We start from the raw sequence: 22,983 nt of genomic DNA, 5'->3' as shown, positions 1-22,983 counted from the left end.
AAATTTTCTAAAGATGTATTATGGAAAACCAAGAACAAAAACCACAACCAACGCAAGCTGAAATTGAAGCAGCGCGTAATCAATGGACACGAGAAACACTTGATCGTGCAAATAAACACTTAGCAGAAAAAGGCATTCTTCCAAAAGCGATTTTAGATAAAGAAAGTCGTTATCTTGCACCTATGTGTGCAATTTGGAAAATTAAAAGCCAGCAGGGTAAAACCTATTGGGTAATTTCAGGTAATTTACCAACGGATCATGTTGAAGTAACTGCTGCAACCAACGCACGTGATGCATTACGTTATTTTTCATTCCAATGGCAAATCAAAGCAGAAGAAATTATGAATGCAGGTGTACGAGAGAAAGCACAAGTTGATTTTGCCAATCTTCTCGTAAACCGTGCGCATGGTTTGTATGATCTTTACAACAACGACAAACTTTGGGCTAGTGTACCAGCGTAAACGGTTTGGGATCAAAGCGCGACAATGGGCATACTAAACGTTGTCGCGCAATACCTGCTTCCATAAACACATTGCCACGGGCTGAATAGCCACACTGTGTAAATTTATCTTTTTCTATCAGATTACAATTAAACGACAGTTCTTCTGCACCCAATTGCTTTGCACAAAGCGCAATCTGCTGAAACATCAAATTGTAAAACTCATTGGTACGATACGCTTGAAGTACTGCCACTCGGCCAATTTCACCTAGGTTGTTTATCCGAGCGGTAGCAATACTATTGCCTTGATGATCAATACCAAGCAAATGCTGACAGTTTAAATCGCATTTATCAAATTCAACATCAATAGGTATATGGTATTCATAAACAAATACTTTTTCCCTAACTTGCTTTAATTCTTTGCGTTTTTCGCGCCACGTCACTTGCTTAAATGTAAAGCTCATCAATGCCTCAACTAATCAAAATACCAATAGCCCTCATTTAAAAGATTAGTAAAGTTTTGTATAAAGTGTGAACAACTTGTGGAACTTTTTATCTGATCGGATGTCATAGTCACGTTCTCACAAAGTGTTTTTACCCATGCTAAGCAGTTATTTGGCAGGGTTAATACGTTACCGTTTACTGCAAATAATACCGCATCTTCTGTTGATAAATAAAAGCAACGAAGGCCACCTAAACGATGAATTTCAATATCTTGGCTTAGTAATTCACGCACGTAATCTTCATCAAATTCATCTTCAAGTGGCGCTAAATCTAAGTCGTGTTTAGCTTCACTGAGACTTTGCAATAGCCACAAATTAAAGTCGTTATCGTTATTAAGCGCATTTATCATTTGTGCCTTAACGTCATTCACTTCATTTTGTAAAAATTCACCAGGATTGCTTCGAAGCTGTATTGTTGGGTCGCTATAACGTTTATTACCCGAATCATTATCGATTAAATAGTCTGAAAATGATGACAACAGTTCGCGTTGATTAGGCGCTCTAAAACCAACAGAGTAGTTCATTGCATTTTCTACTGCATAGCCTTCATGTGGGCAGCCCGGTGGAATATATAAAATATCACCTGGTTCAAGTACTTCATCAATACATCCTTCGAAACCATCGATTTGCAGCAAATCTTTACATGGAATAACTTCATTAACTGTTTGTGTTGATTCGCCAACACGCCAATGACGTTTGCCTTGGCCTTGTATTATAAAAACATCGTACTGATCTAAATGCGGGCCAACACCACCGCTAGGCGTTGAAAAGCTGATCATCAAATCATCAATTCGCCAGTTTGGTATAAAACGAAAAGGTTCGATTAACTGAGCTGCATCTGGATGCCAGTGATCTACCGCTTGAACAAGCAGGGTACTGTTGTTGGGTGTTAGTAACTCAAAGTCTCCAAAGGGACCATGATACGCTTGCCATTCATTGTTGTGATTGGTAATTAGGCGCGACTCTATGCATTCTTCCATGGCAAGGCCGGCAAGTTCATCAGGACTTATTGGATCAGCAAAATCAGCAAAACCTGACTTAATTAATGCTGGTTTTTTTTGCCAATACTGATTGATAAACTCTTGCTGTGAGAGTGTAATTATTCCATCTGGCGTTTTGATATTAAAGCTGAGCTGATACATAACTGTCTCTAAAAATTAGTATTAAAAAAGCGAAAGATATTTAAAATACCTTCCGCTTTTTATTCAAGTAAAAACGTTTTTTAATTAACGTTTATTTGATGTCGTCGATAAATTCAACTGCACGGCCAATGTAATTAGCAGGTGTAAGTTGTTTTAATTCTTCTTTTACCGCTTCAGGTAATTCAAGGTTATCGATGAAATCCGCCATAATTTCTTTATTAACGCGCTTACCACGTGTTAACTCTTTTAATTTTTCATATGGCTTTTCGATACCGTATTTACGCATTACCGTTTGAATTGGCTCAGCTAAAAGTTCCCAGTTTTGATCAAGCTCAGCTAATAGCTTATCTTGGTTAACTTCTAGTTTGCTAATACCTTTAAGTGTCGCTTGGTATGCGATTAACGCATAGCCCATGCCTACACCTAAGTTACGTAAAACCGTTGAATCAGTAAGGTCACGCTGCCAGCGAGATACTGGTAGTTTTTGTGCAAGGTGCGCAAAAATAGCGTTAGCAATACCTAAGTTACCCTCAGAGTTTTCAAAGTCAATTGGGTTAACTTTGTGTGGCATTGTTGATGAACCGATTTCACCTGCAATTGTTTTTTGCTTGAAGTGGTTAAGTGCAATGTAACCCCAAACGTCACGGTCAAAATCAATTAAGATAGTGTTGAAACGTGCAATTGCATCGTAAAGCTCAGCAATATAATCGTGTGGTTCGATTTGTGTTGTGAACGCATTCCACTCAAGACCAAGGCTTGTTACAAACTTTTCTGCATGTGCATGCCAGTCGTAGTTAGGGTAGGCGCTAATGTGTGCGTTGTAGTTACCAACTGCACCATTGATCTTACCTAGTAATTCTACATTTGCGATTTGGTCACGCTGACGCTTAAGGCGCATGTACACGTTAGCCATTTCTTTACCCATAGTTGAAGGTGAAGCTGGTTGACCGTGGGTACGACACATCATCGGGATTGTTTGGTATTCTTTTGCAAGTGAATGTACTGCATCAAGTAGTTTATCGCAGTAAGGTAAAAGTACGTTTTCACGTGCTTCTTTTAACATTAGGCCGTGCGATAAGTTGTTGATGTCTTCTGAAGTACATGCAAAATGAATGAATTCGTTGATTGCATTTAGCTCAGCGTTGTCAGCTACTTTTTCTTTAAGTAGGTATTCAACAGCTTTAACGTCATGATTGGTTGTACGTTCAATCTCTTTAACACGCATTGCATCTTCTTCATTAAAGTTTGCAACGATGTTATCTAAGATTTGATTTGCTTCAGCGCTTAGTGATGGTACTTCATCAATACCTTCTGCAGCAGCAAGTGCTTGTAACCAACGAACTTCTACAGTTACGCGGTATTTAATTAGGCCATACTCACTAAAGATTTCTCTAAGCTCAGTTGTTTTGCTGCCGTAACGACCATCAACAGGTGAAATAGCAGTTAACGCTGAAAGCTCCATAATCACTCCTAAATTTTTTGTACTAGAGATTAACAATACTGTTTTGCAATTTTGACAATTTTACCTTTGCCAAAAAAGAAGTGGCGGCGTTTACCACCTACTTGGCGCCATAATACTGCGGCGCGAATACCTGCAAGTAACAATGCACGAATGCGATGTTGCACCGATTGCTGTTGTAACAGGGCAGGTTTTCCAAATACTTGAATACGTTGCCCAAGCGGGCTAATGACATCTGCATAGATGTCAGCAAGGCTAGCAATTATGGCATCATCTGAGATTGATAAATGTGCAAGACGATTCTCAATACTACTGATGCGTGTTGCTAATTCGTTGAGCGCTTTGGGGTTTGCATTTAACGCGCGCTCTAATTGAATTAACCCACCTACATATTTTACTAATTCAATGCTTTTGTTTTGGCCGGGGTCGAGTTGTTCAACAACTAATTGATAACCTTGGCGTAAATCCATATCACGAAATACATCTGACGGTGCATCTGGATTGGTAACTAAAATACCTGAAAGTAGTTGCTGCATTTCATAATCGGTAATTGAACCGGTTTGCGCTACTTTTTGTACCGCTTTGGTGATTTGGCACATAGCAGCCAGTGCCATTACCTGATTTTTATCCATTAGCGGATCACCGAATCAATAATGCCGCCACCTAAACAGGTTTCTTCTAGGTAAAATACGGCTGATTGGCCTGGTGTTACCGCTTTTTGTGGCTCATCAAATAACACACGGGCTACACCGTCTTCACCAACCAGTAAGGTACATGGGATATCTGTTTGGCGATAGCGGGTTTTCACTGTACAGCGAAGTGTAGCTTTTGGCCCTTCACGGTCAACCCAGTGTAGTTGATTTGCCATTAAACCGTTTGAATATAGGCGAGGGTGATCTTTGCCTTGACCAACCACAAGTACATTACGTGCGATGTCTTTATCAACAACATACCAAGGTTCACCTGAGCCTTCTTTCATACCGCCGATTAGTAAGCCTTTGCGCTGACCAAGCGTGTGGTACATTAAGCCTTCGTGTTCGCCTACATTGTTACCTTCACAATCTTCAATGGTACCCGGCTGAGCTGGTAAGAATTTCTGTAAGAAGTCTTTAAATTTACGTTCACCAATAAAACAGATGCCCGTACTGTCTTTTTTATCGTGCGTAATTAGCCCTTGCTCTTCAGCAATACGGCGAACTTCTGGTTTTTCGATTTCACCAACAGGGAATAAGGTTTGCGCAACATGCTCGTGGCTTAATGTGTAGAGAAAATAGCTTTGATCTTTATTATCATCAAGGCCGCGAACTAACGTCGCTTTACCGTCTTTTTCAGCGCGGCGAACGTAATGACCTGTTGCAATATAGTCAGCGCCGAGTGCTTCTGCAGCAAACTCTAAAAATGCTTTAAATTTGATTTCTTTGTTGCACATGATATCTGGGTTAGGCGTACGACCTGCTTTATATTCAGCAAGAAAATACTCAAATACGTTGTCCCAGTATTCTGCAGCAAAGTTTACGGTGTGTAATTCAATACCTAGTTTTTCACACACGGCTTGTGCGTCTTTTAAATCTTGTGCAGCAGCACAATATTCATCAGTATCATCTTCTTCCCAGTTTTTCATAAACAAGCCTTCAACCTGATAGCCTTGTTGCTTTAGTAGATAAGCTGAAACTGAAGAGTCTACACCGCCAGACATGCCAACGATGACTTTGATGTTACTGTTGTCACTCATAGTATTGAATTACTCCGAAAATTTGAGGCGCGAATTATATCATAGCTGTTTTAATAAAACATGTTCTAAAATGACTACGCCTAATGCTTAATTATTCTCTGTTATAAGTTTAAATTCACCATTTTCAATACCATCAAGGGTATATTTACCAATTGAATAGCGAATTAAGCGAAGAGTAGGGTAACCAACATGGGCTGTCATACGTCTTACTTGGCGGTTTTTACCTTCGGTAATGGTGATACTTAACCATGTGGTTGGAATTGATTTGCGCTCACGAATGGGTGGATTGCGCGGCCAAACCTTTGGTTCATCCATGCGTTTTACTTTTGCCGGAAGTGTTTTACCATCTTTTAGTTCAACACCTTGCGTTAACGCATTGATTGCTTCTTCTGAAACATCACCTTCTACTTGCACCCAGTAGGTTTTAGGTGATTTATGTTTTGGCGAAGCGATTTTATGTTGTAGCTTACCGTTGTTGGTTAGTAACAAAAGGCCTTCACTGTCTCTATCGAGACGACCTGCTGCATAAACATCTTTTATATCGATAAAATCAGCGAGTGTTTTCCTTTCACCTTCATCAGTGAATTGGCTGAGTACATCAAATGGCTTGTTAAATAATACGATATGAGTTGGCCCTTGATGAGGTTTCACTTCGCGCTCATAAGATGGCTTGCGTTTAAATGCTGATGGCTTTTTTTTAACAGGTTTATTTGTTTGCTTATTAATGTGAGCTGATTTGGGTTTTGATAGTCGTGTCATAGTGATGAGTGAAAAAACGCGCTAGATGAAAAGTGTAGCAAATAAAAAAGGGCAACAACATGCTGCCCTTTTATCATTCATTCTAAAATATTATGCAATTTGAGCAATGATATTGTTGAATGTCTCGCTTGGACGCATTGCTTTGTATGCAAGTTCTTCATTTGGTTGGAAGTAACCTTGAATATCTACAGCCACGCCTTGCGCATCGTTAAGCTCTTTAACAATTACCGCTTCATTTGCAGTTAATTGCTCAGCAATTGGTGCAAACTTCGCTTTAAGCTCAGCGTCTTTGTCTTGTGCAGCTAGTTCTTGTGCCCAATACATTGTTAGATAGAAGTGGCTACCACGGTTATCAAGCTCATTTACTTTACGAGAAGGAGATTTGTTCTCAAGAAGGAATTTTGCTGTTGCCGCGTCAAGTGTATCTGCTAGTACTTGTGCTTTAGCATTACCAGTATTAACAGCTAAGTGCTCGTAAGATGCTGCAAGCGCTAAGAACTCACCTAGAGAATCCCAACGTAAGTGGTTTTCTTTTTCGAATTGTTGAACGTGCTTAGGCGCTGAACCACCTGCACCAGTTTCGAATAAACCACCACCGTTCATTAATGGAACGATTGAAAGCATTTTTGCACTTGTACCAAGCTCAAGAATTGGGAATAAATCAGTTAGGTAATCACGTAGTACGTTACCTGTTACTGAAATTGTATCTTGACCTTCTTTGATGCGTGCTAATGAGAATTGCGTTGCCTCAAATGGTGCAAGAATACGGATATCAAGGCCGTTTGTATCATGGTCTTGTAAGTATTGGTTAACTTTCTTAATTAATTGTGCATCGTGAGCACGGTTTTCGTCTAACCAAAATACTGCAGGAGTACCTGTAGCACGTGCACGGTTAACAGCAAGTTTAACCCAGTCTTGGATTGGAAGGTCTTTAACCTGACACATACGGAAGATATCGCCAGCATCAACGTCGTGAGACATTACAGCATCACCCGCTTGGTTAACTACGCGTACTTGACCTTTAGCTTTGATTTCAAACGTTTTGTCGTGCGAACCGTATTCTTCTGCTTTTTGAGCCATCAGGCCAACGTTTGGTACGCTACCCATAGTTGTTGGATCAAATGCACCGTTTTCTTTACAGAAATCAATCGTTGCTTGGTATACGCTTGCGTAACAACGATCTGGAATAAGTGCTTTAGTATCTTTTAACTTGCCATCCGGGCCCCACATTTGGCCTGATGAACGGATACATGCTGGCATTGAAGCATCGATAATGATGTCGCTTGGAACATGTAAGTTAGTGATACCACGGTCAGAATCAACCATCGCAAGCGCAGGGCGGTTTGCATATACAGATTGTAAATCAGCTTCAATTTCAGCGCGAGTTGCGTCATCTAATTGTGCAATTTTAGCGTAAACATCACCAATACCGTTGTTTGCATCTACACCTAGCTTTTCAAATGTCGCAGCGTGTTTTGCAAATACATCTTTATAGAAAACCTTTACAGCATGACCAAAGATGATTGGATCTGAAACTTTCATCATGGTTGCTTTCATATGTAATGAAAGTAATACGTCTTCGTCTTTTGCTGCGTTGATTTCACGCTCTAAATAGGTATTTAAAGCTGCAACATTCATTACAGAGCTGTCGATGATTTCGCCTGCAAGTAATGGAACTGATGCTTTTAATACTTCAACATCACCGTTTTCATTTACGAATTCAATACGTACATCATCAGCAGAGTCAACAGTTACTGATTGCTCTGATGCGAAGAAATCACCTTCAGTCATTGATGATACGTGTGATTTAGAATCGCTTGCCCATGCACCCATTGAGTGTGGGTTATTTTTTGCGTAGTTCTTAACAGAACCTGGTGCACGACGGTCAGAGTTACCTTCACGTAATACTGGGTTTACAGCACTACCTTTAATTTTGTCGTAAGTAGCTTTTACTTTTGCTTCTTCTTCGTTCTTAGGCTCTTCAGGGTACTCTGGAAGTGCGTAACCTTGTGCTTGAAGTTCTTTAATCACAGCTTGAAGCTGAGGAATAGAAGCACTGATGTTAGGGAGTTTAATAATATTAGCTTCAGGTGTTTTGGCTAGTTCACCTAATTCTGCAAGCGCATCACCGATACGTTGTTCTTCAGTTAAATACTCAGGGAAATTCGCGATTACACGACCTGCTAAAGAGATATCACGTGTTTCTACGTTCACGTTAGATACAGCGCTAAACGCTTTTACAATTGGTAAAAACGAGTACGTGGCTAATGCCGGTGCTTCATCCGTTTTTGTATAAATTATCTTAGATTTACTAGTCATTATTATTCCTAACTTTTAAATGCCATTTAAACACGGCGTTCAATACTTACATTGAAAGGGGTGTGATTTTGCTAAATCACAAAAATTGAATGTAATTGACTTAGTCTAGCGTTATTTTTATTGCTGACAATTGGCCGATAGTATAGCAGGGCTAGTTTAAATAAAAAGAATTAGCAATCACAAAATGTTCAATTGACACGGGGTGGTTGAATTTTAGGCATAAAAAAAGCGGGCGATCCGCTTCTTTATTATTATAATTTGTTTAAGAAAAATCCTTAAACTTCGCCTTCTGTTGGCGCAATATTGGTCGCGTGTAGGCCTTTTGGACCTTGTTGCAACTCAAATGTTACATCTTGGCCGGCTTTAAGTGTTTTGTAGCCATCCATTTGAATGGTTGAAAAATGAGCAAAGATATCCTCAGTGCTACCTTCTTCTACGATAAACCCAAACCCTTTTGCGTTATTGAACCATTTGACTTTTCCGCAAGCCATACCTCAACATCCTTCTATAAGTTGACTAAAATCATGTTATTCTACATGGTAAATTATCTACCAAGGCGAAAACGAACCAGTGTTGCGGATTACACAAGCTATTGTTCGTAAATTGCTTAGTAAATAATCACCTATTGACTGTAGTTTATATGAACAAACAGTCAAGTATTTTTTAATTGTTTTTTAACAATTTAAATAAATTTTTAATTTTTAAGACTCAAAGTTGCTTGAGTTTACAAGAGATGACTATATTAAATTATGAGTGGTACACAATTTTCAGATTTAGTAGATAGCCAAAAGGAAAAACAGCGACAAAGCATTAAACCGCCGCGCAAGTATAAAGTCATTTTAAATAACGATGACTACACGCCGATGGATTTTGTTGTTGAAGTTCTAGCACGATTTTTTAATATGGATTCAGACAGGGCGACTGAAATCATGTTGAAGGTACATTACGATGGTAAAGCCGTGTGTGGTATTTATAGCGCGGAAGTTGCTGAAACAAAGGTAGCGCAGGTTAATCAATATGCGCGTGATAATGAACATCCACTGTTGTGTAGTTTTGAGCCCGAATAAAGAAGTTATGAGAGGAGTTTATTATGCTTAATAAAGACTTGGAAATTACCTTAAACTCCGCATTCAGAGAAGCGCGTAGTCGTAGACATGAATTTATGACTGTGGAGCACTTACTGTTAGCCCTGCTAGATAATCCGTCGGCCATTGATGCATTATCAAGTTGTGGTACAGATCTACAATCACTAAAAATAGCGTTGTCAGATTTTATTGATGAAACAACGCCACTTATTCCAGAGCTTGAAGAAGAGCGAGAAACACAGCCAACACTTGGTTTCCAGCGTGTATTGCAACGCGCCGTTTTTCATGTTCAATCATCAGGTAAAAGTGAAGTTAATGGCGCCAATGTGCTTGTTGCAATTTTTAGCGAACAAGAAAGTCAGGCGGTGTATTTACTTAAAAAGAGCGATATTACTCGCCTTGATATTGTTAACTACATTTCTCATGGTATTTCACGTTTAGATGAAGAAGAAAATCATCATTCTGAAGAAGAGCAAGAAATTGAAAGCAGCTCTGAGCAAGCAGTTGATGAAAAATCAAAACTTGAAAACTTTACAACTAACCTTAATACGCAGGCAGAGCTTGGCTTAATCGACCCACTGATTGGGCGTGATAGTGAAATAGAGCGTACGATTCAAGTTCTGTGTCGTCGTAAAAAGAATAACCCACTGCTTGTAGGTGAAGCGGGCGTTGGTAAAACAGCAATTGCGGAAGGCCTTGCGTACAGAATTGTAAATGAACAAGTGCCTGAAGTGATTTCTGATGCAACCGTATTTTCATTAGATATGGGTGCTTTACTTGCTGGTACAAAATACCGCGGTGATTTTGAAAAACGTTTTAAATCACTGTTAAAGCAGCTGCAACAACACAAAAACGCGATTTTGTTTATTGACGAAATTCATACCATTATTGGCGCAGGTGCAGCCTCTGGTGGGGTAATGGATGCCTCAAACCTAATTAAACCATTACTTTCAAGTGGCAAGCTTCGTTGTATGGGCTCGACAACGTACAACGAATTTAAAAATATTTTTGAAAAAGACAGAGCATTGGTTCGTCGTTTCCAAAAAATTGATATTGTTGAGCCATCAATTGCGGACACCACCAAAATACTAATGGGCTTGAAAGAACGTTATGAAGAGCACCATGGTATTCGTTATACGCAAACAGCTCTGAAAGCGGCGGCAGAATTGTCAGCAAAATATATTAATGAACGTCACTTACCTGATAAGGCAATTGATGTGATTGATGAAGCAGGTGCAAGCCAACGTTTATTACCAGCATCACGTCGGAAGAAGACGGTTACAGTATCTGATATTGAACATATCATTGCGAAGATTGCACGCATACCTGAGCAAAATGTATCTAATTCAGATAAACAAGTTCTGCAATTGCTTGACCGTAATTTGAAGATGGTTGTATTTGGTCAAGATGATGCCATTGATGCGCTAAGCGCAGCAATTCGCCTATCACGTTCAGGTTTATCAAGTGATGATAAACCAATTGGTTCATTCCTGTTTGCAGGTCCTACCGGGGTTGGTAAAACAGAGATCACTAAACAATTAGCGAAGTGTTTAGGGGTTGAATTAGTTCGCTTTGATATGTCTGAATACATGGAAAAACATGCGGTTAGCCGTTTAATTGGTGCGCCTCCTGGTTATGTAGGCTACGAACAAGGTGGCTTATTAACAGATGCGGTGATTAAACAACCTCATTGCGTAGTGTTATTAGATGAAATCGAGAAAGCGCACCCTGATATTTACAATGTATTATTGCAAGTAATGGATCATGGTACGCTAACTGACAATAACGGTCGCAAAGCTGATTTTAGAAACGTGGTACTGGTAATGACCACTAATGCGGGTGTGCAAGAAACCATTCGTAAATCAATTGGCTTTAAGCAACAAGATCATAGCCATGACGCAATGAGCGAGATTAATAAAACATTCACCCCTGAATTTAGAAACCGCTTAGACAACACAATTTGGTTCAATCACTTAGATGAAAAAGTGATTCTGCAAGTGGTAGATAAGTTTATCGTTGAGCTTGAATCACAACTGGATGCTAAATCTGTTTCGATTGAAGTGACTGAGCCTGCACGTAAATGGCTTGCTAAAGAAGGGTATGATAAAGCAATGGGCGCACGTCCAATGGCACGTTTAATTCAGGAAAAACTGAAGAAACCATTAGCTAACGAAATTCTATTTGGTGAGTTATGCGATGGTGGAAACGTAAAAGTGAGTATTAAAGATAAACAGCTCACCTTTAGTTATGAAAAAGAAAGCGTTGAAGCCTAGTCTTTAAACAACAAAAAGCCCGCTAATTTAGCGGGCTTTTTTTATATTCGATACTGCTAAATTAATTAGCGCGCACGGAATACAATGCGACCTTTTGAAAGGTCATATGGCGTCAACTCAACCGTAACCTTGTCGCCAGTTAAAATACGAATATAGTTTTTGCGCATTTTACCAGAAATGTGTGCAACAACCACGTGACCGTTTTCTAATTCAACTCGGAACATAGTGTTAGGGAGTGTGTCAAGGACAGTGCCTTGCATTTCAATTACGTCTTCTTTCGCCATATTGAGCGTATAACCTCAGTTGTATTCTTTAAAGCTGCAGATTTTGCCGAAAAGCCATGCATATGTAAAGTGATCATTGGCATTTCGCCTTATTTTTTAATTTCAAGCTGCCAAACGTTATTATTAAGTTTTTGGTAAGGGTTAAATTTGGTTTTATAGTTCATTTTCCGACAAGCATCAATTTGGTAACCAAGATACAAATAGCGTTTATTAAGCTGCTTGGCAAATTCAATTTGTTTTAAGATCATCATAGTACCCAAACTATAATGTTCATATTCAGGATCGAAAAAAGTATAAATAGCTGATAAAGATTCAAAAAGTGTGTCAGTTACCGCAACTGCAATGAGTTTATCTTGATGCCAGAGCTCTAGATAATTAATGTTTAACCAACTACAGGTTAAAAAACTTTCATATTGTTCAATTGATGGTGGAAACATCGCGCCATCATGATGCCTAAGGACTATGTATTTTTCGTATAAGGTGTAGTAAATATCTTTACTCTGTTTGCTACTTTCGAGTCTAAATTCATTACTTTTAGCAATAATACGTTTTTGCGATCTACTTGGTTTAAATTCAGAAACCTCTAAACGAATAGCCTTGCAAGCATTACAACTAGGGCAGTGGGGACGGTAAATTTGATCACTCGAACGACGAAAACCTAAAGCTAATAGATGTTCGAACTTTTGCTGTGTATAAAAATCATGGTCAAGAACCACTAATAGCCGCTCTTGTTCATTATCTATATAACTGCAAGGGAATTGTTGGCTGATCCCAAGCTTTACAGGCATATGCTCAGTCATAAATTTCCATTAATTGTTGGCTTTGCCACATCGAAACATCAATTTCTCTTTGCTTACTTTTTTTAAGTTTAGCTAAAAATTCGTTTCTTGAAATTGTTGTAACGCCTAAAGACATCAAATGTGGATTTTCTAGTTGGCAATCTATTAACGTAACACCGTTATTTTTTAAATGGTTGTGCAATGCCCAAAAAGCAAGTTTGGAACAATTATTTTCAAAGTGAAACATCGATTCACCACAAAATACGTGATTAACCATAATGCCATACAGCCCACCAACTAATTCTTTATGACAATTATAAACTTCAATACTGTGTGCAAAGCCTGCTTTATGCAGAGCGATATAAGCAGATTTCATTTCATTGGTGATCCAGGTGCCTTCCTGATTTTCCCGTTGCTTTATACAGTTATGAATGACTTGGTTAAAATTAGTGTTAACGCTTACAGAGTATTTATTTTGTCTTGCTAATTTACGAAGACTTCGGCTGATATTTATTTCACCAATTTTGAGTACAGCTCGGCTACTCGGGCTCCACCACATGATAGGCTCACCTTGATTAAACCAAGGGAAAATACCGTTTTTATAAGCTGAAATTAAACGTGACAGTGATAAGTCACCACCAATTGCGAGCAGGCCATCTGGTTCGTTTAATGCGAAATCAGCTGGGGGGAAATCTGTAGATGTAAGATCAAGTATAGTGAGTTGTGCTGTCATAAAAAAGGCTGCGTTGATTGCAGCCTTGAGTTTAACGAATTTTACTTCAGATTGTCTAGGTAGCGCTCGGCATCAAGTGCTGCCATACAACCGGTACCCGCAGAGGTAATAGCTTGACGGTAGATATGATCGCTAACATCACCTGCTGCGAAAACACCTTTAACGCTAGTTTGTGTAGCGTTGCCATTTAGACCAGACTCAACTACTAAATAGCCATCTTTCATTTCAAGCTGACCTTCAAACATGCTGGTGTTTGGTGAGTGGCCGATAGCGATAAATACACCTGCAACATCTAGTTCATTAGTGCTTTCGTCTGTAGTAGATTTAGTACGTAAACCAGTTACACCCATATCATCACCAAGTACTTCATCAAGTGTTTGGTTTAAGTGTAGGGTAATATTACCGTTTTCAACTTTATCCATTAAACGATCTGTTAAGATCTTTTCACTTCGGAAAGTATCACGGCGGTGAACTAAATGAACTTCAGATGCAATGTTTGAAAGGTAAAGTGCTTCTTCAACAGCGGTGTTACCACCACCGACAACCGCCACTTTTTGATTGCGGTAGAAGAATCCATCACATGTTGCACATGCTGAAACACCGCGGCCTTTGAACGCTTCTTCAGAATCTAAACCTAGGTAACGAGCAGAAGCACCTGTTGCAATAATAAGGGCGTCACAAGTATAAGTGCCTGAATCACCTGTAAGTGTAAATGGACGATTATTTACATCTACGGTATGAATATGGTCAAAAATGATTTCAGTTTCGAAACGTTCCGCATGCTCTTTCATGCGATCCATTAATGCAGGGCCTGTTAAGCCGTGTGCGTCACCAGGCCAGTTCTCAACTTCTGTCGTCGTAGTCAGCTGACCACCTTGTTGCATACCTGTAATTAATACAGGGTTTAAGTTAGCTCGCGCTGCGTAAACTGCGGCTGTGTAACCTGCAGGGCCCGAACCTAAAATAAGTAATTTACTGTGTTTGCTTGCGCTCATCGCATTTCCTAATTAATACTGCTATTGCTAATTAATGCGGTTGATTCTATTAAAAACAAGGCAGATGTAAATTATTTTAAGGAATTTGATATTACCAAGTTGAGCGAAGCGTAAATTTTAAGTAACACCCGTTGTAAATTTAGCCACTTAGCAAAACTTTCTCTCAAAAATTGTGCGTTTAATCTGATAATTTGTTATGTTGACGCTTTTACAAAAGAATAATGCTATAGGATAACAGCGTGCGTTTGGATTTTTGGCAAAAAGAGCCAAGCTTTAAACTTGAAAGCGAGCAAATCTCAATTTTGCTTGATGCGGCTTCTTATCGAGCACAATTACTATCATTAATTAAGGCTGCTCAAAAGCGTATTGTTATTACAGCGCTGTATTTACAAGATGATAAAGCAGGGCGTGAAATATTAACTGCACTGCACGAGGCATCCAATACAAACCCAAATTTACGTGTTGATATCTTAGTTGATTATCACCGTGCACAACGTGGTCTTATTGGTGAAGCCACAAGTGAAGGTAATGCAGCCCTTTATTTAAAAGAGCACCAAACACATCAAAATAATGTTCGAGTGTTTGGTGTGCCTGTAAAAGGCAAAGAAGTATTTGGTGTATTACACCTTAAAGGCATGGTAATTGATGATACCGTTTTATATAGCGGTGCAAGCCTTAATAATGTGTACTTACAATACCAAGATCGCTATCGTCTTGACCGTTACTTCACTATTCAAAATAATGCGTTAGCAAATGCATTTACCCAGTTTATAGATGATGAATTAATCGCATCTAAAGCGGTTATTCGCCTAGATCAGCGTCCAATCAAAAAATTAGCTGAGTGTAAATCAGATCACAAAGCATTAATGAAGTCGCTAAAACGAGCAAAATATCCGAGCAATAACACATCACAAATAGGCGCTATAGATAGCTTCTTATTTTTAGGTTTTGGTCGACGTGGTAATATGCTTAACCGCGCGATAAAAAATCTATTTGAATTAGGCGAAAAAGAATTAGTACTTTATACCCCGTACTTTAATTTTCCAGCGCCTCTTTTGAGAGTATTAAGAAAGAAATTAAAGCAAGGCTTAAAAGTAACTATCGTTGTAGGTGATAAAACGGCTAATGATTTTTATATCTCGCCTGATAAGCCTTTTAGTAAAATTGGTGCATTACCTTACCTATACGAAACAATTTTAGCAAAATTTTTGAAATTAAATGACACTTACGTGCAAGCGGGTTTACTCAATGTACATTTGTGGCGACACGAGACCAACTCGTTCCATTTAAAAGGGATTAGTGTCGATAATCGTTATCAAATGATGACCGGCCATAATTTAAACCCACGAGCGTGGGGTTTGGATATCGAAAATGGTATTTTATTTGATGATAGCCAAGGGCTATTAACCGAGCAGCTTGAGCAAGAGAAACAACAAATCTTATCCCATTGTACTAAGTTAAATAGCTATAAAGAATTAGAAACAATGGCTGATTATCCTGAGCCAGTGGCAAAGTTATTAGGGCAGGCTAAGCGTGTGAAAGTTGATTTTATTATCAAACGTTTTATTTAGTTTTTAATAGGTTCTTTTAAAAATAAAAAAAGCAGCTTTCGCTGCTTTTTTTCATTACTGTAGTTTAATTAGCTGTTTAAAGCGTCTACAGGTGATACGTATTCCATACCAAAGCCTTCAGCAACTTCTTTACACGTTACTTTGCCTTTGAATACATTTAAGCCATTCATGAAGTGTGAATCTTCAAGTAATGCAGCTTTGTAGCCTTTGTTAGCTAGCTTGATGATGTATGGTAATGTTGCATTGTTAAGTGCAAATGTAGAAGTACGTGGAACCGCACCTGGCATGTTAGCAACACAGTAGTGAACAACGTCATCAACGATGAAAGTTGGTTCAGCGTGCGTTGTTGCTTTAGATGTTTCAATACAACCACCTTGGTCGATTGCAACGTCAACAATTGCAGAACCAGGCTTCATACGTTTGATGTGATCGGCTGTAACTAGTTTTGGTGCCGCTGCACCAGGAATTAGAACACCACCAATTACAAGGTCTGCTTGTAAAACGTGCTTTTCAAGTGCATCTGCAGTTGAATAAACAGCTTTAACACGGTTACCAAATTGTGCATCAACACGACGTAAAACATCAACGTTACGGTCAAGAACAACAACGTCTGCGCCCATGCCTACAGCCATTTGAGCTGCGTTGTTACCAACCATACCAGCACCAATAACAACAACTTTCGCAGGCTCAACACCTGGAACGCCACCTAGAAGCATACCGCGACCTGCGTTTGATTTCTCAAGCGCTTGTGCACCTGCTTGAATTGACATACGGCCAGCAACTTCTGACATAGGTGCAAGAAGTGGTAAACCACCGCGTGCGTCTGTTACTGTTTCGTAAGCAATACAAATTGCTTTAGACTTAATTAGATCTTCAGTTTGCGGAAGATCTGGTGCTAAGTGTAAGTAAGTGAATAGAATTTGGTCTTCACGTAACATTGCACGTTCAACTGCTTGTGGCTCTTTCACCTTAACAATCATTTCTGCTTTCGCGAAAACTTCTTCAGCAGTATTCAGGATTTCTGCACCTGCTGCTTCATAGTCTTCATTTGTGAAGCCAATACCAATACCTGCGTTTGCTTCAACAAATACACTGTGACCGTGGTTAACTAACTCACGAACACTTGCCGGAACCATACCTACACGATATTCGTGGTTTTTAATTTCTTTAGGTACACCGATAATCATAAATTCACCTTACTTTGAACTGGGGTATTAGATAACACTATTATATCTAGGTTAAATTAGTTGATGTAACTTTATTTTATTGAAATGGTGGAGTAACTAACTGTACAATTCAAATTAAAAGTATAAAAAACTAATTTGGTTAAGCTAGTGTTAGATCGTATTGATAAAAAGATAATAGTCGAATTACAAAAAGATGGCAGAATTTCAAATGTCGAGTTGGCAAGACGTATCGGTTTAAGTGCAACTCCCTGTTTAGAGCGTGTTAAAAAGCTTGAAAGGGAAGGTTACATCAAAGGCTATAAAGCGATAATTGATCCCAAAAAAATTGGTGCAGCTCTGTTGGTTTACGTTGAAATTACGCTTACCAAAACATCTCCTGACGTATTTGAAGATTTTAGCAAAGCGGTAAAAACACACGATGAAATCTTGGAATGTCATCTAGTATCGGGTAATTTTGATTTTTTACTTAAAACTCGTGTAGCAGATATGACTGCTTATCGTGACTTATTAGGGGATATTCTACTACGTTTACCTGCGGTTTCAGAAAGTCGTACCTATGTAGTGATGGAAGAGGTTAAAAGTGACGATGTTTCGCTTCTAAAAGTAGCCCCATAGTAATAGAATAACTAAGCTATTTTATTTTTGTGTCTTCATTTACCAACCACAGTGCAAATAGCAGGAAGTAAAGAATAATAAAAAGGGGAGTTGTAATGCGCCTGAACGGTGTTCAAAGATTATTAGAAGCAGGCCTTATTTTAACAACTGCACTTGCAGCGTTTGTTTTAGTTGCTTTATTAACGTTTGACCCTGTTGACCCTTCTTGGTCACAGACTGGTGATTATATAAAAGTAAAAAATCTAACAGGCACGGCTGGTGCTTGGACTGCAGATTTACTTTATTTTAGCTTTGGTTGGTTAGCACTGTTAGTGCCTGTCATTATTCAAGGCATTGGTTACCTACTTTTCAAAAAAACACATCAAGTATTTAAGCTCGATTATTTAACCCTTTCGCTTCGTGTTGTTGGTTTAGTTTTATTTGTAATTTCGTCCACTGCTATTAGTAGTATTAATTTTGACGACTTCTATGAGTTTTCATCAGGCGGGGTAATTGGCGATGTCTTTGCAAATGCAATGCTGCCTACCTTTAATTTTACTGGTACCAGTATCATTTTACTGTGTTTCTTCTTTTCAAGCTTAACCTTATTAACCGGTGTTTCTTGGGTTCAATTTGTTGACCAAATAGGTCGTTTTGCAATGAACGGCTTTGTCTCGTTTAAATCGTTGCTACAAAGAATTAAAAATAAAGAAGCATCAGTGCCAACAAACAAAGCGCTTTCTAATGAATCAGCTCAACAAACACCTAAACAAGTGAGTTATCATGTAGATGAATTACCGGAAATAAACAATTCGCTTGAGCAAGAATTAACAGAGCCAGGTAACTCACTTGAACCAACTCGTGAGATTGAACCTACTTTTGGCGAAATGCCTGTAGATTCAGATTTTGTTGCTGATGAGCCAATTGATACACAAAGTGAGACTAACCAAACCCATCCAGCATTGGCTGAGTTTGATGAAATGATAAGTGATGACCTTAGCTTTTCAGCACTTGATGATATTCCATTTGACGACGATAAAGAACTAACATCAAACACTCCTGTTTCAGAGGATTATTTAAGTACGCTCGAACCACAAGCGAATGCTGAGCCGCAAATCTTAACTTCACCACAAAATACATCTGCCCCAATATCAGAAGTGCCACAAGAAACGCGTAAATCGACGTACGTAAAACCAAAGTCGGCAAAAGAACAATTTGAAGAATTATTAGAAGTAGCGCCGCCGGCACATCCAATGCCGACATTAGATCTATTAGACAGACCTGACAAAAAAGAAAATCCTATCACAAAGGAAGAGCTTGAAGCAGTGTCGCGTTTGGTTGAAGCGAAACTATTAGATTTCGGTGTTCAAGCACAAGTAGTGGGCGTGTACCCAGGGCCTGTTGTTACGCGTTTTGAGTTAGATTTAGCACCAGGTATTAAAGTTGCAAAAATTAGCGGCTTAGCAAAAGACTTAGCACGTTCTCTTTCAGCTATCAGTGTTCGTGTTGTTGAAGTTATTCCTGGTAAAACGTATGTAGGTATTGAGCTGCCAAACCAACACCGAGAAGTAGTGCGTTTATCAGAAGTTATTGGGGCGAAGAAGTTCTCTGATAACCCTTCAGACTTAGCCATGGTGCTCGGTAAAGATATCGCGGGCGTACCGGTTGTTGCCGACCTTGCAAAAATGCCTCATTTATTGGTTGCAGGTACCACAGGTTCTGGTAAATCTGTTGGTGTAAATGTGATGATTTTATCATTGCTATTTAAGTCAACCCCTGATGATGTTCGCATGATCATGATTGACCCTAAAATGCTTGAACTATCAGTGTATGAAGGCATTCCACACTTACTATGTGAAGTTGTGACTGATATGAAAGAAGCAGCCAATGCACTTCGTTGGTGTGTTGGTGAAATGGAACGTCGCTATAAGTTAATGTCAGCATTAGGCGTAAGAAACTTAAAGGGTTATAACCAAAAAGTACTCGATGCGATTGAAGCGGGCGATCCAATTCGCGATCCGCTTTGGAAAGATACCGATGGCATGGAAACAGAAGCCCCTGAGTTAGGTAAACTTCCAGCTATCGTGGTAGTAATTGATGAATTTGCTGACATGATGATGATTGTTGGTAAAAAAGTAGAAGAATTGATTGCACGTATTGCACAAAAAGCGCGTGCTGCGGGTATTCATTTAGTACTTGCAACTCAGCGTCCGTCAGTAGATGTAATTACGGGTTTGATTAAAGCGAATATTCCAACGCGTATGGCGTTCCAAGTATCAAGTAAAATTGATTCGCGTACAATTTTGGATCAACAAGGTGCAGAGCATTTATTAGGTATGGGTGACATGCTTTACTTACCGCCAGGCACTAGCGTACCAATTCGTGTACACGGCGCCTTTGTTGACGATCATGAAGTGCATGCGGTGGTAAATGATTGGAAAGCACGTGGCAAACCAAATTATGTGGACGAAATACTGAACGGAGAAGCAGTTGAAGATGTCTTACTGCCAGGTGAGACAGCAGAAAGCGATGAAGAAGCTGATCCACTATATGATGAAGCCGTAGCGTTTGTAATCGAAAGCCGTCGTGCTTCTGTTTCAAGTGTACAACGTAAGTTACGTGTCGGTTACAACCGAGCAGCACGCTTGGTAGAACAAATGGAAATGTCAGGCATTGTATCTGCGCCTGGTCATAACGGTACACGCGAAGTAATAGTTCCGAATAATGCAGGATAGTATGATTAAAAAATTACCTTATGTTGTCGCTTTAGGTTTTGCGTGTTGTACGCTAAATCTAAGTGCGGCAACAGAAAGCTTAAATGACGCTCAACAAGCCTCTAATAAAACGGCGTTTAAACTTACTAAAGCACAAACTCAATTAAAAACCCGTTTAACACTACTTGAAAATCTACAAGCGGATTTCAGCCAAAAAGTATTTGATAATACTGGTGCTGAGATTATGCAAGGTGCAGGTTTTTTAAAATTAAATCGCCCTGAAAAACTCTATTGGAAACAAACTTCACCGGATGAAACATTGCTGGTGTCGGATGGTACTAAAACTTTTTATTATGATGAATTTGCAGAGCAAGTCACTATTTTAAATAGCAAGCAATTGATAGATAACACCCCCTTTGCCTTGCTAACATCTAACGATGACAATTTATGGCATAACTACTCTGTTAATAACTCAGAAAATGTGTTTGTGATAACGCCAAACACCGATAGGCAAAGCCAAGTTGAACGCCTAGAATTGACGTTTTCAGATGACTTACTTACGTCAATGAAAGTGTTCGATAATACTGGGCAGACGTCTGTTTATGTTTTCTCTAAACAACAACTAAACCAGCCAATTGACGACGCATTTTTTAAATTTACTATTCCAGCTGACGTACTAGTGGACGACCAAAGCCAAGGTGAGTAATTTAAGTTTTTCATTTGCACCGGATATACGGCCTCTTGCAGCGCGCATGCGGCCAAATACCTTAGCGCAGTATATTGGCCAAAAGCATTTACTACATGAAGGCTCGCCACTTTATAACGCAATTTTAGCAGGTCGTTGTCACAGCCTTATTTTATGGGGGCCACCTGGGGTTGGTAAAACAACTCTTGCAGAGGTGATTGCCCATCATGCAAATGCACATGTAATTCGTCTTTCTGCTGTCACTTCTGGCGTAAAAGAAATTCGTGAAAGTGTTGCAAATGCAAAAGATCATTTAGCAATGCAAGGTCAACGTACACTGTTGTTTATAGATGAAGTACATCGTTTTAATAAATCGCAGCAAGATGCATTCTTACCACACATTGAAGATGGTACTTTTATTTTTATTGGTGCCACAACTGAGAATCCTTCGTTTTCGCTAAATAATGCAATTTTATCTCGCGCACGTGTATATCAACTAAAAGCACTTGAACAACAGGACTTAATTCAAGCAATTCACAGTGCACTTAAAAACGATGAGCAGTTACAGCAAAAAAATATCGAAATCGATGATGCAGCGATTGAAAAGTTGGCACTTGCAGGGGATGGTGATGCTAGGCGCACGCTTAACTTACTTGAGCAAGCCATTGATATGGCCGATCAACAAAATGATAAATACAGCGTAACCGAAGAGGTACTCTCTCAAGTATTGCCAGCACATATTGCAAAATATGATAAGGGCGGCGATTTATACTACGACTTAATCTCAGCGTTTCATAAGTCAGTTCGAGGCTCTAGCCCTGATGGCGCGCTTTATTGGCTGTGCCGTATTTTGGCCGGTGGTGGTGACCCGCTGTACGTTGGTAGAAGATTATTAGCCATTGCCACCGAAGATATTGGTAATGCCGATCCGCGAGCAATGCAAGTAGCCCTAAATGCATGGGATATTTATCATCGTGTTGGTCCTTCAGAAGGCGAGCGCGCGCTCGCGCAAGCAGCTATTTACCTTGCCTGTGCGCCAAAAAGTAACGCAGTGTACACAGCGTTTAAACAAGCCAAGCAAGACATTGCTAATGAACCGAGTTTTGAAGTACCACATCATCTTCGTAATGCGCCAACCAATCTTATGAAGGATTTGGGCTATGGTGCAGAATATCGTTACGCCCATGACGAACCAGGTGCCTATGCGGCAGGTGAAAAATATTTACCCGAAGAAATAGCCGATAGAAAATATTACTCGCCAACAGAGCGCGGTTTAGAGCAAAAAATTAAAGCTAAACTCGATTTTTTACTAGAGCAAGACTCGCTGTCTTCAAGGAAACGTTATGACAGGGATTAAACTTTATATTTATGTTGCAATGGGCGGTGCAACAGGCGCCTGTTTGCGGTACTTTATTAGCGAATCAATGATAAAACTTTTAGGAAAGGGATTCCCTTTTGCAACCCTGACAGTTAATATTCTCGGTTCATTAATGTTAGGCGTGTTATACGGCCTATTAGAAAAAGAATTAATTGTTGTTAATCCTGCCAAATCGCTTATTGGCATTGGCTTTTTAGGGGCATTAACAACATTTTCAACTTTCTCGTTGGACACGCTTTTGTTGTTACAACAAGGACAATGGTTGAAAGCAACGCTCAATGTATTTTTAAATGTAATTGGTTGTGTTTTTGTTGCCTATTTAGGTATGCAGTTAGCAATGCAAAAAGGTTAA

22 protein-coding genes are annotated in these 22,983 nt (G+C 39.3%); 9 read left to right on the top strand and 13 right to left on the bottom strand.

All coding sequences use genetic code 11. From position 1 onward, the window contains the following. Nucleotides 1–20: 20 nt before the first annotated feature. Nucleotides 21–461 (top strand): DUF4826 family protein, encoded by a 441-nt coding sequence (locus AAEU29_RS03185; protein ID WP_421972024.1) that lies wholly within the window; start codon nucleotides 21–23, stop codon nucleotides 459–461. Here the strand turns inward: AAEU29_RS03185 and AAEU29_RS03180 are convergent. From AAEU29_RS03180 to cspD, 8 genes are all read right to left on the bottom strand, one after another. Then, nucleotides 445–903 carry a GNAT family N-acetyltransferase gene (locus AAEU29_RS03180; protein ID WP_372770689.1) on the bottom strand — a complete coding sequence of 153 codons (459 nt, stop codon included), beginning with the start codon at nucleotides 901–903 and terminating at the stop codon, nucleotides 445–447. The two genes, AAEU29_RS03185 and AAEU29_RS03180, sit on opposite strands and share 17 nt — an antisense overlap. 11 nt (nucleotides 904–914) lie before the next feature. After that, entirely contained in the window at nucleotides 915–2,084 is a 1,170-nt protein-coding gene (locus AAEU29_RS03175) for a JmjC domain-containing protein (protein ID WP_421972023.1), read from the bottom strand. 91 nt (nucleotides 2,085–2,175) lie between these two features. Further along, nucleotides 2,176–3,546, bottom strand: coding sequence for an adenylosuccinate lyase (purB, locus tag AAEU29_RS03170; protein WP_421972022.1), 1,371 nt, complete (start codon nucleotides 3,544–3,546; stop codon nucleotides 2,176–2,178). A gap of 29 nt (nucleotides 3,547–3,575) precedes the next feature. Then, complete coding sequence (hflD, locus tag AAEU29_RS03165) at nucleotides 3,576–4,175, bottom strand: high frequency lysogenization protein HflD (protein WP_372770692.1); 600 nt, start codon at nucleotides 4,173–4,175, stop codon at nucleotides 3,576–3,578. Continuing rightward, entirely contained in the window at nucleotides 4,175–5,275 is a 1,101-nt protein-coding gene (gene mnmA, locus AAEU29_RS03160) for a tRNA 2-thiouridine(34) synthase MnmA (RefSeq protein WP_421972021.1), read from the bottom strand. Before mnmA ends, hflD begins: the two co-directional genes overlap by 1 nt. Nucleotides 5,276–5,362: 87 nt before the next feature. Continuing rightward, nucleotides 5,363–6,034, bottom strand: coding sequence for an rRNA large subunit pseudouridine synthase E (locus AAEU29_RS03155; protein WP_421972020.1), 672 nt, complete (start codon nucleotides 6,032–6,034; stop codon nucleotides 5,363–5,365). Nucleotides 6,035–6,124: 90 nt separating this feature from the next. Further along, the gene (locus tag AAEU29_RS03150; RefSeq protein WP_421972019.1) at nucleotides 6,125–8,353 is read right to left on the bottom strand and encodes an NADP-dependent isocitrate dehydrogenase; all 2,229 of its coding nucleotides are present in this window, start codon (nucleotides 8,351–8,353) and stop codon (nucleotides 6,125–6,127) included. 275 nt (nucleotides 8,354–8,628) lie between these two features. Beyond that, nucleotides 8,629–8,844, bottom strand: a complete 216-nt coding sequence (gene cspD, locus AAEU29_RS03145) for a cold shock domain-containing protein CspD (RefSeq protein ID WP_010560186.1) — start codon at nucleotides 8,842–8,844, stop codon at nucleotides 8,629–8,631. Nucleotides 8,845–9,102: 258 nt separating this feature from the next. Here cspD and clpS point away from each other — a divergent pair, with 258 nt between their 5' ends. Together clpS and clpA are read left to right on the top strand one after the other, a co-directional pair. Further along, a complete protein-coding gene (gene clpS, locus AAEU29_RS03140; RefSeq protein ID WP_421972018.1) occupies nucleotides 9,103–9,420 on the top strand; it encodes an ATP-dependent Clp protease adapter ClpS in 318 nt (105 codons plus the stop codon). A gap of 23 nt (nucleotides 9,421–9,443) precedes the next feature. Further along, the gene (clpA, locus tag AAEU29_RS03135; protein ID WP_421972017.1) at nucleotides 9,444–11,711 is read left to right on the top strand and encodes an ATP-dependent Clp protease ATP-binding subunit ClpA; all 2,268 of its coding nucleotides are present in this window, start codon (nucleotides 9,444–9,446) and stop codon (nucleotides 11,709–11,711) included. A 65-nt stretch (nucleotides 11,712–11,776) separates the two neighbouring features. On the opposite strand, the gene infA is transcribed toward clpA, so the two are convergent. The 4 genes from infA to trxB all read right to left on the bottom strand — a co-directional run bounded on the left by infA (nucleotide 11,777) and on the right by trxB (nucleotide 14,502). Continuing rightward, entirely contained in the window at nucleotides 11,777–11,995 is a 219-nt protein-coding gene (gene infA / locus AAEU29_RS03130; RefSeq protein WP_010560183.1) for a translation initiation factor IF-1, read from the bottom strand. An 89-nt stretch (nucleotides 11,996–12,084) separates the two neighbouring features. After that, nucleotides 12,085–12,795 (bottom strand): arginyltransferase, encoded by a 711-nt coding sequence (locus AAEU29_RS03125; protein WP_421972016.1) that lies wholly within the window; start codon nucleotides 12,793–12,795, stop codon nucleotides 12,085–12,087. Beyond that, nucleotides 12,788–13,507, bottom strand: a complete 720-nt coding sequence (aat, locus tag AAEU29_RS03120) for a leucyl/phenylalanyl-tRNA--protein transferase (RefSeq protein ID WP_421972015.1) — start codon at nucleotides 13,505–13,507, stop codon at nucleotides 12,788–12,790. Before aat ends, AAEU29_RS03125 begins: the two co-directional genes overlap by 8 nt. Before the next feature lie 41 nt (nucleotides 13,508–13,548). Next, nucleotides 13,549–14,502 (bottom strand): thioredoxin-disulfide reductase, encoded by a 954-nt coding sequence (gene trxB / locus AAEU29_RS03115; protein ID WP_421972014.1) that lies wholly within the window; start codon nucleotides 14,500–14,502, stop codon nucleotides 13,549–13,551. A 245-nt stretch (nucleotides 14,503–14,747) separates the two neighbouring features. Between trxB and pssA the strand changes: the two genes are divergently transcribed. Then, on the top strand, nucleotides 14,748–16,073 hold the full coding sequence (pssA, locus tag AAEU29_RS03110) for a CDP-diacylglycerol--serine O-phosphatidyltransferase (protein ID WP_421972295.1): 1,326 nt from the start codon (nucleotides 14,748–14,750) through the stop codon (nucleotides 16,071–16,073). 68 nt (nucleotides 16,074–16,141) lie between these two features. On the opposite strand, the gene ald is transcribed toward pssA, so the two are convergent. Then, on the bottom strand, nucleotides 16,142–17,260 hold the full coding sequence (gene ald, locus AAEU29_RS03105; protein WP_421972013.1) for an alanine dehydrogenase: 1,119 nt from the start codon (nucleotides 17,258–17,260) through the stop codon (nucleotides 16,142–16,144). A gap of 147 nt (nucleotides 17,261–17,407) precedes the next feature. On the opposite strand from ald, the gene lrp reads away from it, so the two are divergent. The 5 genes from lrp (at nucleotide 17,408) to crcB (ending at nucleotide 22,983) form a co-directional block, all read left to right on the top strand. Next, nucleotides 17,408–17,875, top strand: coding sequence for a leucine-responsive transcriptional regulator Lrp (gene lrp, locus AAEU29_RS03100; RefSeq protein ID WP_372769566.1), 468 nt, complete (start codon nucleotides 17,408–17,410; stop codon nucleotides 17,873–17,875). Nucleotides 17,876–17,970: 95 nt separating this feature from the next. Further along, nucleotides 17,971–20,589, top strand: coding sequence for a DNA translocase FtsK (locus AAEU29_RS03095; RefSeq protein ID WP_421972012.1), 2,619 nt, complete (start codon nucleotides 17,971–17,973; stop codon nucleotides 20,587–20,589). Between the two features lies 1 nt (nucleotide 20,590). Then, the gene (gene lolA / locus AAEU29_RS03090; RefSeq protein ID WP_421972011.1) at nucleotides 20,591–21,274 is read left to right on the top strand and encodes an outer membrane lipoprotein periplasmic chaperone LolA; all 684 of its coding nucleotides are present in this window, start codon (nucleotides 20,591–20,593) and stop codon (nucleotides 21,272–21,274) included. Continuing rightward, a complete protein-coding gene (locus AAEU29_RS03085) occupies nucleotides 21,267–22,610 on the top strand; it encodes a replication-associated recombination protein A (protein ID WP_421972010.1) in 1,344 nt (447 codons plus the stop codon). The genes lolA and AAEU29_RS03085 overlap by 8 nt, the downstream gene beginning before the upstream one ends. Continuing rightward, nucleotides 22,597–22,983 carry a fluoride efflux transporter CrcB gene (gene crcB / locus AAEU29_RS03080; RefSeq protein ID WP_372769558.1) on the top strand — a complete coding sequence of 129 codons (387 nt, stop codon included), beginning with the start codon at nucleotides 22,597–22,599 and terminating at the stop codon, nucleotides 22,981–22,983. Before AAEU29_RS03085 ends, crcB begins: the two co-directional genes overlap by 14 nt.

Origin of the sequence: Pseudoalteromonas aquimarina (genome assembly GCF_049257255.1) — a bacterium.
In the GTDB taxonomy this organism is placed as follows: domain Bacteria; phylum Pseudomonadota; class Gammaproteobacteria; order Enterobacterales; family Alteromonadaceae; genus Pseudoalteromonas.
The sequence above is the reverse complement of the archived record's forward strand: the minus strand, read 5'-3'. Positions and strand labels throughout refer to the sequence as shown.